This is a genomic window from Microbacterium sp. NPDC089321 (genome assembly GCF_040684935.1).
Classification (GTDB): Bacteria; Actinomycetota; Actinomycetes; order Actinomycetales; family Microbacteriaceae; genus Microbacterium.
In genome coordinates this window covers 1-11,962 of sequence record NZ_JBFBGX010000001.1, presented here as the reverse complement: position 1 = coordinate 11,962, position 11,962 = coordinate 1, and the positions used below count along the sequence as shown (strand labels likewise).

Sequence of the window (11,962 nt, the reverse complement as noted above, 5' to 3'; positions counted from 1 at the left end):
TAGGTTGAAGAGGTGGAACCGATCCTGCTCCTGGCCGCCGAGCTGTGGTGGGTCGCACCTGCGGCGGCCGGAGCAGGAGCCACCGGTTATGCGATCGTGCGAAGGCGGGGGACGGTGAACGGCAGAAGACTGGGCTATGACGCGGCGCGATTCGAGCTGCGCCGGGCGCAGCTCGACGCCCGCGCCGCCGCGGATGCGGCCCGGGTCGCGCGGGCCGACGCCGCGAGGGTGGCCGCCGAGAGGGCCGCGGCCCGCGCAGACGCCGCGGCGCTGGCATCCGCGCGCCGTGCGCTGCGCGAGGCGCAGCTCGCGTCTCGTGCCGCTGTCGCCCGCGTCAAGGTGAGTCGAGTGCGGGTCTCGACCGAGCGGTCGGCGATGACAGCCGGCGGGATGCTTCCGCTGGAGCGCCTCCGCGCGCGGCATGATGCCCTGCTCGCGCGGTGGATGGAGTACGAGACCGACGCCGCACGGGCGATCGCGTTCCCCGGAATGAGCGACGGGCGTCAGCCCGCGACCGCCGCCTTCCTCGCGGCGCTCGAGCGGGCACGCGACGCTCGACCGCGGCCGGAGACCAGGGTGACGGCGGAGGAGTTCGCCGCCTACCGCGCCGCCGTCGACGATCTGGAGCGCACGTTCGACGTGGCGGAGCGAGCGGCACGCGGCGAGCAGGTGCACCCCGAGCTGCCGGATGCCCTGTGGGACGCGGCTCGGACCTTCGCGATCCGCACGTCCGACTCGGTCATCGCCTGGACGCGCAAGCGTCGTCCCTAGTCGCCGCCGAAGGACCTCAGCAGTTCTGAAGGATCTCCAGGCCGACGGAATCCCGGCCTCGACGCACGGCGGGCGGGAGCGCTCTCAGAGGAGCGGCGACGAGGTCTCGATGGGGGAGGGGATTCGAGACCCCGCCGCCGGTTCAATCCGTGACGCGGATCTGGGCGACGACCTCGCCGTACTCGGTCTCGTCGACCGGTTCGAAGCCGACACGGCGGAAGAACGCCTCGGGGCCGCCCTCGCCGGCCTCGTAGATCACGTTCACGTGATCGACGCCGCGCGAGCGCGCCTCGTCGATCAGAGCCTCCACGGCGAATCGGCCGACGCCGCGCCGCTGGTCGTCGGCGTCGACGTTGATCCGCCACAGCACGCTGCGGAAGTGCTCTTCGGGTGTGTCGGCGTCGAAGCTCGCGCTCACGAAGCCGACCACCTCGTCGCCGTCGAGCACGACCCGCTGCCACGACGTCTGCGGGTTCACGACTGTCGCGGCGATGCCGTACGACACAGGAGCGAGGAACTGCTCCTGTCCGGGACGCAGCGACAGATTGTTCACTGCGACGATCGTCGCAGCGGAGAGTTCTTCCACGCGCAGTTCCGACATGCCCCCAGGCTAGCGCGTCGTCGGCGCTCCGTGTATTAAGACGACGTGAACCGGCGGGGCCCGCCGGAGAGACTCGGGTATCTTGGTATCGAGATAAATCTTGCCCTCGCGAACGGAGATCCCGGTGACCGACGACGCCATCATCTACACCTACACAGACGAGGCGCCGGCTCTGGCCACCGCTTCCTTCCTGCCGATCATCAAGGCCTACACCGGCCAGGCGGGCATCGAGGTGGAGACCCGCGACATCTCGCTGGCGGGTCGCATCCTCGCGGCCTTCCCGCAGAAGCTCAGCCCCGAGCAGCAGGTCGGCGACGCGCTCGCCGAACTCGGCGGGCTCGCCACGCTGCCCGAGGCGAACATCATCAAGCTGCCGAACATCTCGGCATCCATCCCGCAGCTCAAGGCCGCCATCGCCGAGCTGCAGGAGAAGGGCTTCGACGTCCCCGACTATCCCGACGAGCCGCAGTCGCTCGACGAGAAGGACGTGCGCGCCCGCTACGACAGGATCAAGGGCTCGGCCGTCAACCCGGTGCTCCGCGAGGGCAACAGCGACCGTCGCGCCCCGCTCGCGGTGAAGAACTACGCCAAGAAGCACCCGCACCGCAACAAGCCCTTCGCCGAGGGCTCGAAGACCCGCGTCGCCACCATGGGCCACGACGACTTCAAGAGCAACGAGCGCTCATGGGTGGCAGCTCACGACGACGTGCTGAGCTTCCAGCACGTGGCCGCCGACGGCACCATCACGGTGCTCAAGGAGGGTCTCAAGGTCCTGCCGCGCGAGATCATCGACGCCACCTTCCTCTCCGCGAAGGAACTCGACGCCTTCCTCGCCGAGACCCTCGAGCAGGCCAAGGCCGACGACGTGCTCTACTCGGTGCACCTCAAGGCGACCATGATGAAGGTCAGCGACCCGATCATCTTCGGACACGTCGTGAAGGCCTTCTTCGCAGACGTCTTCGCCCAGTACGGCGACAGGCTCGCCGAGGCCGGACTGAGCGCCAACGACGGACTCGGCTCGATCCTCGCCGGGCTGTCCGAGGTCGCAGGCGGCGACGAGATCGCGGCCGCGTTCGACAAGGCGATCGACAGCGGTCCCCGCCTGTCGTACGTCAACTCCGACAAGGGGATCACCAACCTGCACGTGCCCAGCGACGTGATCGTCGACGCCTCGATGCCCGCGCTCGTGCGCAACGGGGGCAAGCTGTGGGGCAAGGACGGCGGCGAGGCCGACACCATCGCGGTGATCCCCGACTCGTCGTACGCCAGCGTCTACCAGGCGGTGCTCGACGACGTGATCGCCAACGGTCCGCTCGACCCCGCCACCATCGGCACCGTGCCGAACGTCGGCCTGATGGCTCAGGCGGCAGAGGAGTACGGCAGCCACGACAAGACCTTCGAGATCGCGTCGGACGGCATCGTGCAGGTGCTCGACAGCGAGGGAACCGTGCTCATCGAGCACACGGTCGGCACCGGCGACATCTGGCGCGCCACGCAGACCAAGCACATCCCCGTCATGGACTGGGTCAAGCTCGCGGTCACCCGCGCCCGCGCGACCGGCGCTCCCGCCGTGTTCTGGCTCGACGCGAACCGCTCGCACGACGCGCAGATCATCGCCAAGGTGCACCAGGGCCTCGCCACCCTCGACACGAAGGGCCTGACGATCACGATCCTCGCCCCTGAGGAGGCGACGCGCTACACGCTCGCACGCATGCGTCACGGCCTCGACACCATCTCGGTCACGGGCAACGTGCTGCGCGACTACCTCACCGACCTGTTCCCGATCCTCGAGGTCGGCACGAGCGCCAAGATGCTCAGCATCGTGCCGCTGCTCGCCGGCGGTGGTCTGTTCGAGACCGGTGCGGGCGGCTCGGCTCCGAAGCACGTGCAGCAGCTGGTCAGCGAGAACTACCTGCGCTGGGACTCGCTGGGCGAGTTCTTCGCGCTCGCCGCCTCGCTCGAGCACTTCGCCGACCGCACGGGCAACGAGAAGGCACGCGTTCTCGCCGAGACGCTGGATGCCGCGACCGGAACCTTCCTCGAAGAGGACCGCTCGCCGGGTCGCGCGCTGGGCACGATCGACAACCGCGGCAGCCACTTCTACCTCGGCCTGTACTGGGCTCAGGAGCTCGCGAAGCAGACGAAGGACGCCGAGCTCGCCGCCGCCTTCGCGCCGATCGCCGAGACGCTGGCGGCCAACGAGCAGAAGATCGTCGACGAGCTGAACGCCGTGCAGGGTCAGCCCATCGACATCGGCGGCTACTACCGCCCCGACACCGAGAAGGTCGATGCCGCGATGCGTCCGTCGGCGACGCTGAACGGCGTGATCGACGCGCTGTGAGCTGAGAAGCAGAAGAGGCCGGATGCTGAGCATCCGGCCTCTTTCTTGTCTCGGCGCCTGCGATCTGCAGTCGCCCGCAGATCAGTCGTGCACCCAGACCTCGGTGCCCTTGGTGGTCCACTCCCACACGAACTTCGCGGCGTCGATGGGCATGTTCACGCAGCCGTGGCTCATGGGAGTGCCGAAGTTGGAGTGCCAGTACGTGCCGTGCAGGGCCTCGTCGCCGTTGTAGTAGGTGACGTAGGGCACGTTCGGCGTGTAGTAGAACGGCTTGACCGTGGTGTCTTCGCGACCCATGTTCTGCGAGCGCAGCTGCGCGTACACGCGGAAGCGGCCCTTGTCGGTGGGCGTGGCGCCCTTGCCCGACGAGATCGACCACGACTTCACGAGCTTCTCGTTCTCGTAGAGGTAGGTGCGCTGCTCGCTGAGGTCGACCTCGACCCGGCGGAACAGGTTGGTCGACTCGAACGGCGTCGAGGTCACCGGCAGCGCGAAGGCGGAGTCGCCGCCGCCGAGCTTCTCGGCGAAGTCGGACGCGGTGCTCGACGTGTCGCCCAGCACCCGGCCCTCCTTGCCCTCTGTGATCGCCTTGAGCACCTTGCCGTCGGAGTCGACGATGTTGCGGGCGTTGACGACCTCGCGATCGACCTTGGCGGGCAGGGTGTCGACAACGGCCTGGATCTTCGCCGGGTCTGCGGTGATCTCGAGCTCGCCCTCGACCGCACCGACGGTGATCCACGACGCGGCCACCTCGGGCGCGATCGGCACGGTGCGCTCGTCGCCGACATAGAAGCCGGCCTTGGCCAGCATCCCGTTGAGCTTGTCGACCGTTGCTGCGGCCTTCTCATCGGTGATCAGCGGTGCGACCTCGGTGGGGTCGCCGGAGTAGGTGAACGAGGACTTGCCCGCGGCGAGGGCTGCGGTGAACTCGGCGGTCAGGTCGTCGACCGAGATGCCCACTCCGGGTTCGGCCGGCGTGGCCGCGTACTTCTTCGCGGCCGCGTCGAACGCGACCGTCGCGTCGGTCGCCGGGGTGTAGCTGGCGGGAACGGCGGCGCGAAGCGCGCTGTCGGCGACCTCGGGGTCCAGCGTCACCTCGGCTGCGATGGGCTCGCCCATCCAGGCGCCGAGATTCCACATCGGCCGATCCGCGAAGGCCTGGTCGGCGAGCCGGGTCGCGTCGACGCCGGCGCCGAGGTCGGCTCCGTCGACACGGGCGCCGTCGCCCGCCCCGGTGAGCTGCACCTCGGTGGATGCCAGGTGGGAGCTGACGGCCTCGGCTGCCATGCCGGGGGTCATGAACCCGACCGGTACGCCTCCGATGGTCGTTCCGGGGGCGATGAGCAGAAGCGAAGCACCCGCTGCGGCGATGGCGAGGGCGCCGGTGCCCAGGCCGATCCACAGGCCGAGACGCCGCTTCTTCGGCGCGGGCTCCATGGGGGCCCATTCGACCGGCTGGGAACCGTCGATCGGCGGCTGCACGGACGTCTCGTCATCCGCCGGGACGGCGTTCGACTGGCCAGTGCCCGGTCCGGAGATCAGGTCGGTCACGGACTCACCCCCCTAGATGCTGCGTGACGTGTCTTTTCATGGTACGGGACAGGGGGTAACAGGGAGGCAACGTCTGCCGTGGTGTGAGGTGACGGGGGTAACGTTTCGGTAAAGCGGTGCTTCGACCGCGGGCCGCTCTTGCGCTCGCGGAGTTCGTAAGGTGTACTAACAAATGTGGAACTTCCTACCGAGCAGCGCACCGCAGCAACGGCGCAGAGTGTTCTGACCAGCTCTTTCGGCGGGGGGAGGGGCTTGCGCACGACGGGCAAGGTGCTGCCTGAGCAAGCGCGTTCGCACAACCGCTCGCTGGTGCTGCAGACCCTGTACCACCGCGGCGAGATGAGTCGCGCCGACCTGTCGCGCGAGACCGGACTGACGCGCGTCACCATCTCCGATCTGGTCGCGGAGTGCATCGCCGACGGCATCGTGCGCGAGATCGGAGTGCGCGAGGTCGCCGGCCCCGGCAAGCCGCCGATCGTGATCGACATCGACCGCGACGGCCATCAGATCATCGGCGTGGACCTCTCGGGCACCGCAGCGTTCCAGGGTGCCGTGCTGAACCTCGACGGGCACATGCTACACCGCCGCACCGTCTCGCTGCCCGTCGACGCCGACCCCGATGAGGCGTACGCGGCTGTCGTCGAGCTCGTGCGCGAACTCATCGCCGCGGCCGATCGCCCGGTCCTCGGCATCGGGGTCGGCAGCCCGGGCATCGTGCGCCCGGACGGCACGGTGCTCAGCGCCCCCAATCTCAGCTGGAGCGATCTTCCGCTCGAGCAGCGACTGCACGACGAGTTCGCCATGCCCGTGCTCGTCCGCAACGACGCGAACGCCGCCGTGCTCGCCGAGTACACCTTCGGGGCGGCGCGGTCCGACATCATGCTGGTGCGCATCGGGCGGGGAGTCGGCGCGGGTCTCATCGCCGGGGGACAGGCCGTGATCGGCGGCCGCTTCGCCGCCGGTGAGATCGGCCACGTCGTCACCGGCACGGACGACGGCCCACTCTGCGCGTGCGGCAACCGCGGATGCCTCGAGGCATGGGTCAATGCTCCGCATCTGCTGGCGCTGATCGAAGCGGACCCGGCGCGCCGGGGCGAGATCCTCGCCCAGGCCGGCAGGCGCCTCGGCATCGCGATCGCGCCCATCGTCGCAGCCCTCGACCTGTCGCAGGTCGTTCTCGCAGGCGCACCCGAGCTGCTCGGGGGCGAGTTCGTCGAAGCGGCCACGAAGACGCTGCACACGCGAACGCTGGACGGCGTCTTCGAGGACGTCGAGATCGTTCTGACCGCGCAGCGCGACATCGTCCTCAGAGGAGCAGCGGTGATGGTGCTCTCGGCGCAGCTGGGCGTGTCGTGACCCCGGTGCTCGACGGCGGCGTGCGCATCGGTCTCGACGTCGGCGGCACGAAGATCGCGGGGATCGCTCTCGCAGAAGACGGCACGCCGCTCGCCGGCGTCCGCAGGCCCACCGGCTGGGGAGACGCCGGGGTGCTCGACGGCACGGTGGCCGCAGTGCTCGAGCTGATCGGACAGCTGGGGGTGCCGATCCACCGCATCCGCTCTGTCGGGATCGGCATCCCCGGTCTCGTCGACGCCGCGGACGGCCTCGTGCTGCACGCGGTCAACCTGGGCGTCGCGTCGCTGGCTCTCGCGTCTCACATCCGGGATGCCCTGGGCATTCCGTGCTTCGTCGAGAACGACGTCAAGGCTGCCGCGCTGGGGGCCGCGTCCCTGCGCCAGAACGCGGATACGATGGCCTATCTCAACCTCGGCACCGGGGTCGCCGCTGGCCTGATCATCGGCGGTCGCATCTGGCGCGGCGCCCGCGGCACGGCGGGTGAGGTGGGACATCTCGTCGTCGACCCGCAGGGCCGCCTGTGCGGCTGCGGTCAGCGCGGCTGCATCGAGACCCTGTGCGGCGGCGGTGCGCTCGCGCGGGCGTGGGGCAGGGGAGGTGACCTGCCGGTCAGAGACATCCTGGATGCCGTCGACGCCGGCGACACGTCGGCCATGGTCCTGCGCGACGACCTGTTCCGCGGTGCGGCGGCCGCCGTCCGCGCGCTCGTGCTCTCCGCCGATGTCGAGACCGTCGTCATCGGCGGAGGGCTCACCGCCCTCGCGCCGAGGATCGAAGCAGGCATCCGCGGACGGCTGCGCGACGACGCCGCCCATTCGCCGTTCCTGCAGTCGCTGCGTCTCGATGAGAGAATCGAGCTGCTGTCGCCCGAATCCCCGGTCGCTGCGATCGGCGCTGCGCTGCTGGGCCCTGTGATCTCAGGTCCCCACCCCCTCGAGAAGGAGATGCCCGCTCATGGCTGAAGTCGTGATCCTCGACAGCAGGGACGCCGCCGGCGCCCTCGTCGCCGACGAGATCGTCCGCCTCATCGACGATGTGAAGAGCCCTGTGCTCGGTCTCGCCACGGGATCGACTCCGCTGCCCGTGTATGAGGCGCTCCGCGAGCGCCTGGCAGGTCACGACGTCTCGCACGTGCGCGGCTTCGCACTCGACGAGTACGTCGGACTCGACGTCTCGCACCCCGAGAGCTACCGCTCGGTCATCACCCGCGAGGTCATCGAACCACTGGGCCTCGACCCCGACCTGATCCGCGTGCCCAACGGCGACCTCGAGACGATCCGGCACGCCGGCGACGACTACGAGCGCGACATCATCGAGGCCGGCGGTGTCGACCTGCAGCTGCTGGGCATCGGCACCGACGGCCATATCGGCTTCAACGAGCCGGGCTCGTCGTTCGCCTCCACCACCCGCCTGAAGACCCTCACCGAGCAGACGCGCGAAGACAACGCCCGCTTCTTCGACTCGCTCGACGAGGTTCCGCGGCACTGCATCACCCAGGGCCTCGGCACGATCCTGCGCGCCCGTCACCTGGTGCTGCTCGCCTTCGGCGCAGCGAAGGCTGATGCCGTCGCCGCCGCGCTCGAGGGGCCCGTCAGCGCCATGATGCCCGCCTCGGCGGTGCAGCTGCACCCGCACGTCACGGTCGTCCTCGACGAGGACGCCGCGTCGAAGCTCGCGCTCGCCGACTACTACCGCTACAGCTACGACAACAAGCCGTCCTGGCAGGGCATCTGACCCACGGCGACCCTGCTGCCGACCGCCGCGCTCAGGCCCACGCGATCGGCAGCAGGTGCTCGCTGCTCAGCGGCGCGAGCGGAACGCTCGTCCAGTCGCCCGGCTCCAGCCATCGGAGCTCTGCGAGCTCGGCCTGCACGACGACATCCGTCGGCTGCGCCCGCAGTGCGAACGCATCGGCGACCACGCGGTGGTCTGGTTCGTTCGCCGCGGCCGACACGAAGGTCCCGAGCGGCGTGAGGTCGGCCTCGTCGACCCGCAGCGCCAGCTCCTCCTCCAGCTCGCGGATGAGGGTCGCGGCTGCGCTCTCGCCCGCCTCCGGCTTGCCGCCTGGCTGCATGAAGCGCGTCGTGCCGTGCTTGCGCACCACAAGGGCGTGACCGCGGTCATCGACGATGACCGCGGCGCTGACGTGGATGTCAGGCATCGGGGAACACCTTTCCCGGATTCAGGATGCCCTGCGGGTCGAATACCCGCAGGATCTGCTGCTGGATGTGCCACTGGTCGTCGCCGAGCTCTTCGGCGAGCCAGCGGCTCTTGAGCAGGCCGACACCGTGCTCGCCGGTGAGCGTGCCGCCCAGTCGGATCGCGGCGCGGAACAGCTCGTCGGCAGCGGCCCAGATGTGCGGTGGCACAGTCTCGCCTTCGAAGACGAAGTTCGGATGCAGGTTGCCGTCGCCGGCGTGGGCCACGGTCGGGATGCGCACCCCGAACTCGCGCTCGATCCGCCCGATCTCATCGAACATCGCCGCCATCGCGCTGCGCGGCACAGCGACGTCCTCGATCAGAGTCGTTCCGAGAGCCGCCATCGCAGGGTGCATGGAGCGGCGGACGGCGAGAAGCCGCTCACCCTCGACCGGGTCGTCCGACAGAGTGACGGCGCCGCCCGCGGACTCGAGAACGGCGGCGATGCGCTCGGCCTCCTCGCGCGCTGCGGGTCCGTCGGTCTGAACGGTCAGCTGGGAAGTGCCAGCCGTCGGGGCCGGGAGGTTCAGCAGCGTGTGCACCGCCGCAAGGGATGCGGCATCCATCAGCTCCATGATGGCCGGCTGAACTCCCGCGGCCGTGACCGCGGCAGACCCCGCGGCTGCGGCGCGGACGGTCGGGAACGACGCGACGATCGTGCACACGGCTCCCTCGACGAGCCGGCGCAGCTTGAGCGTCGCGCCCACGATGATGCCCAGTCGGCCCTCCGAGCCGATCACGAGCGAGGTGAGATCCAGGCCGGTGACGCCCTTGACCGTGCGGTGGCCGAGTCGCAGCATCCGGCCGTCGGCGAGCACGATGTCGACGCCGAGCACCGCATCGCGCACCACGCCGTACTTCGCGCAGAGAAGCCCCCCGGCGCCCGTCGCGATGTTGCCGCCCACGGTGGAGATCTCGCGGCTGGCGGGGTCGGGGGCCCACCACAGTCCGTGAGCGGCGAGCTGGGCGTTGAGATCGGCGTTCAGGATGCCGGGTTCGACCACGGCGAGCAGGTCATCGGCGCGTACCTCGAGAACCCGGTTCATCCGTGCGGTCGACAGCACGATCTCGCCTGGGCCCGCGTTCGCCGCGCCGGCGAGGCCCGTGCCCGCGCCGCGTGCGACCACCGGAGTGCCGGTCGCCGAGGCGATGCGCATGACGTTCTGCACATCGTCGACCGAGCGCGCGTGCACGACCGCGAGGGGAGCGCCGGGGGACCGATGGCCGCTGCGGTCTGCGCGGGCCGCCTCGAGCGCCGGTGGCGAGGTGTCGACGATGTCGCCGAGTTCTCGCACGAGGCGCTCGAGAACGGTCATGAGAGGTGTTCGCGACCGGAGGGATCAGCCGAGGGCGCGACGCCCGGCGATGACTCCCGAGGCGACGGCGACGACGGCGAACGCGATGCCGGCCCAGGCCTGGCCGATCGACCACCAGGCAAGCGTCACGCCGACATAGATGAGGACCTCGACCAGAGCGCGCAGGAACGGATGCAGCCGCAGCACCGGACGCGGTGAGAGGAACAGCGCCCAGATCAGGAGCGTGAGCAGCGGCGCGCCGATGCCGACCACGATGTTCCACGGCGTGGCCCACTCGCCGAATCCCCACAGTGCCAGCGTGACCAGGGCTGCGAGCAGCACGAGCACGCGGACGATGTCGAGAGGGGTGACGGCGGGACGCTGCACGCCCGGTTCGGCGACGGTGTGGGACATGCTCCCAGTCTATTCCGCCGTGACTGAGGAGAACGGCGGGAGGTCGGTGAGCAGCGAGAACAGATCGATGAGCGTCGTGTCGGTGGTCACGCCGTCGACGAGCTGCAGGAAGGTGAGCTCGGCGTTCTTGCTCAGCTCGGCCTGATTCGGCTGAATCAGCAGCGAGCCGTCGCCGTCTTCATCGAGGACCGTCTCGGATTCGGGGCGGCCCTCAGCCCGCATCCACACCTGGGCTACGGCCCCGGGGGTGCCGCTGACGGGAACCCTGTACAGGTTCTCGCCGCCGGAGATGGGCGCGTAGACCGTGAATCCGGTCGGCTTCGGTTCGGGGGATGGAGTCTCTGTCGGCGTCGGCGGCGTCGGCTTCGGGGTCTCGGTCGGCGGCGGGCTCGTCGTGGAGCCAGGACCCGGAGAGATCGTCGGAGTCGGCGTGGGCGACGGGCTCTCACTCGGTTCCGGAGAGAGGGACTCGGACGGATCCGGCGTCTCGTCTGCCGTCGGCAGGGGAGACGGAGTCGCGAGCGCCGGGCGCGGTGCCTCCGCCGCTGCGTCATCGACGGGGGTGTCGGGGGCCACGGGAGCCTTCGGTGCGGGAGCGGTCTGACGCTCGTCGTCGACCTCGACCATCACCGGCTCGCCTGCCTTCATCGAATCGTCCGGAGCGACCTCGGATGCGATCGACGACGAGTCGGGGTCGGAGGCGCTGGGGCGCGAGGTGGCCGGGGTGGCCGACATCATCGCGGGCACGACTGCTGCAGCGGCGACGACTCCGGCGACGATGAGGGCGGCCGATCCGGCACCGACGAGAGCGCCGATGCCGGAGACGGAGCCCGACGACGAACCAGCGCTCGCAGCCGCGCCGGCGGACGCGTCTGCACCCGCCGGTGCACCCGCGCCTGCGGAGGTGACGGCCGCGCCGCTCGTGCCGGTGACGACGACGGCGCCCTCGACGACGCTGCTCGGCATCGCGGCGAGTGCGGCGACCGGGGTCGATCCGGTCTGCAGCGAGGCGAGGTAGGCGCTTGCGCCGCTGACGCCGAGCACGAGGGGAAGCAGCACCAGGGCGAGACGATTCGACACGTCCTGCGCCTCGGCTGCGACGATCATGCAGCGTGCGCAGGACTCGAGGTGGCGGTCGACCCGCTGCTGAGCGCGCGACCCGAGGTTGCCCCGCGAATGCGCGCCGAGGTTCTCGATGGTCCAGTGGCATTCGGAGTCTTCGCCGGCGTTGCGGAGGTGTGCTTGGATCCAGGCTTCGCGGAGGCCTTCGCGGGCGCGGAAGCTGAGTTGGGAGACGGCGCCGGTGCTCATGCCGAGCAGGGGGGCGATCTCGGCGGGTTTCATCTGCTCGATCTCGGAGTACCAGAGCACTTCCTGCCAGCGGGAGGGCAGGGAGCGGAATGCCTGAGCGGTGAGTCCGCGGTCGAGGGCTTC

The 11,962-nt window shown here is 69.9% G+C and carries 11 protein-coding genes; 5 read left to right on the top strand and 6 right to left on the bottom strand.

The window, feature by feature from the left end:
• Window positions 1–12: 12 nt before the first annotated feature.
• Complete coding sequence (locus AB0N59_RS00055; protein ID WP_363476968.1) at window positions 13–771, top strand: hypothetical protein; 759 nt, start codon at window positions 13–15, stop codon at window positions 769–771.
• 142 nt (window positions 772–913) lie between these two features.
• Here the strand turns inward: AB0N59_RS00055 and AB0N59_RS00050 are convergent, their stop codons facing one another.
• Complete coding sequence (locus tag AB0N59_RS00050; RefSeq protein WP_363476965.1) at window positions 914–1,372, bottom strand: GNAT family N-acetyltransferase; 459 nt, start codon at window positions 1,370–1,372, stop codon at window positions 914–916.
• 124 nt (window positions 1,373–1,496) lie between these two features.
• On the opposite strand from AB0N59_RS00050, the gene AB0N59_RS00045 reads away from it, so the two are divergent.
• On the top strand, window positions 1,497–3,713 hold the full coding sequence (locus AB0N59_RS00045) for an NADP-dependent isocitrate dehydrogenase (protein ID WP_363476962.1): 2,217 nt from the start codon (window positions 1,497–1,499) through the stop codon (window positions 3,711–3,713).
• An 81-nt stretch (window positions 3,714–3,794) separates the two neighbouring features.
• On the opposite strand, the gene AB0N59_RS00040 is transcribed toward AB0N59_RS00045, so the two are convergent.
• Complete coding sequence (locus AB0N59_RS00040; protein WP_363476959.1) at window positions 3,795–5,264, bottom strand: L,D-transpeptidase family protein; 1,470 nt, start codon at window positions 5,262–5,264, stop codon at window positions 3,795–3,797.
• A 252-nt stretch (window positions 5,265–5,516) separates the two neighbouring features.
• Between AB0N59_RS00040 and AB0N59_RS00035 the strand changes: the two genes are divergently transcribed.
• Genes AB0N59_RS00035 through AB0N59_RS00025 form a run of 3 tightly spaced genes read left to right on the top strand, consistent with a single transcriptional unit; the run spans window position 5,517 to window position 8,354 of the window.
• Complete coding sequence (locus AB0N59_RS00035) at window positions 5,517–6,620, top strand: ROK family transcriptional regulator (RefSeq protein WP_363476956.1); 1,104 nt, start codon at window positions 5,517–5,519, stop codon at window positions 6,618–6,620.
• The gene (locus AB0N59_RS00030) at window positions 6,617–7,582 is read left to right on the top strand and encodes an ROK family protein (RefSeq protein WP_363476953.1); all 966 of its coding nucleotides are present in this window, start codon (window positions 6,617–6,619) and stop codon (window positions 7,580–7,582) included. Before AB0N59_RS00035 ends, AB0N59_RS00030 begins: the two co-directional genes overlap by 4 nt.
• On the top strand, window positions 7,575–8,354 hold the full coding sequence (locus AB0N59_RS00025; RefSeq protein ID WP_363476950.1) for a glucosamine-6-phosphate deaminase: 780 nt from the start codon (window positions 7,575–7,577) through the stop codon (window positions 8,352–8,354). The genes AB0N59_RS00030 and AB0N59_RS00025 overlap by 8 nt, the downstream gene beginning before the upstream one ends.
• Window positions 8,355–8,385: 31 nt before the next feature.
• Here AB0N59_RS00025 and AB0N59_RS00020 read toward each other — a convergent pair whose 3' ends face one another.
• The 4 genes from AB0N59_RS00020 to AB0N59_RS00005 form a co-directional block, all read right to left on the bottom strand.
• A complete protein-coding gene (locus AB0N59_RS00020) occupies window positions 8,386–8,781 on the bottom strand; it encodes an NUDIX domain-containing protein (protein WP_204975871.1) in 396 nt (131 codons plus the stop codon).
• The gene (locus tag AB0N59_RS00015) at window positions 8,774–10,135 is read right to left on the bottom strand and encodes an FAD-linked oxidase C-terminal domain-containing protein (RefSeq protein ID WP_363476946.1); all 1,362 of its coding nucleotides are present in this window, start codon (window positions 10,133–10,135) and stop codon (window positions 8,774–8,776) included. Before AB0N59_RS00015 ends, AB0N59_RS00020 begins: the two co-directional genes overlap by 8 nt.
• 24 nt (window positions 10,136–10,159) lie before the next feature.
• A complete protein-coding gene (locus tag AB0N59_RS00010) occupies window positions 10,160–10,528 on the bottom strand; it encodes a YrdB family protein (RefSeq protein WP_363476943.1) in 369 nt (122 codons plus the stop codon).
• Window positions 10,529–10,537: 9 nt separating this feature from the next.
• A partial coding sequence (locus tag AB0N59_RS00005; RefSeq protein WP_363476940.1) for a sigma-70 family RNA polymerase sigma factor occupies window positions 10,538–11,962 on the bottom strand: 1,425 nt, incomplete at its 5' end.

What these genes read in the sequence shown, in the direction of transcription:
- AB0N59_RS00050 (WP_363476965.1), bottom strand. Translation starts at nt 1,372, where the DNA reads ATGTCGGAACTGCGCGTGGAAGAACTCTCCGCTGCGACGATCGTCGCA.
- AB0N59_RS00025 (WP_363476950.1), top strand. Translation starts at nt 7,575, where the DNA reads ATGGCTGAAGTCGTGATCCTCGACAGCAGGGACGCCGCCGGCGCCCTC.
- AB0N59_RS00020 (WP_204975871.1), bottom strand. Translation starts at nt 8,781, where the DNA reads ATGCCTGACATCCACGTCAGCGCCGCGGTCATCGTCGATGACCGCGGT.
- AB0N59_RS00015 (WP_363476946.1), bottom strand. Translation starts at nt 10,135, where the DNA reads ATGACCGTTCTCGAGCGCCTCGTGCGAGAACTCGGCGACATCGTCGAC.
- AB0N59_RS00010 (WP_363476943.1), bottom strand. Translation starts at nt 10,528, where the DNA reads ATGTCCCACACCGTCGCCGAACCGGGCGTGCAGCGTCCCGCCGTCACC.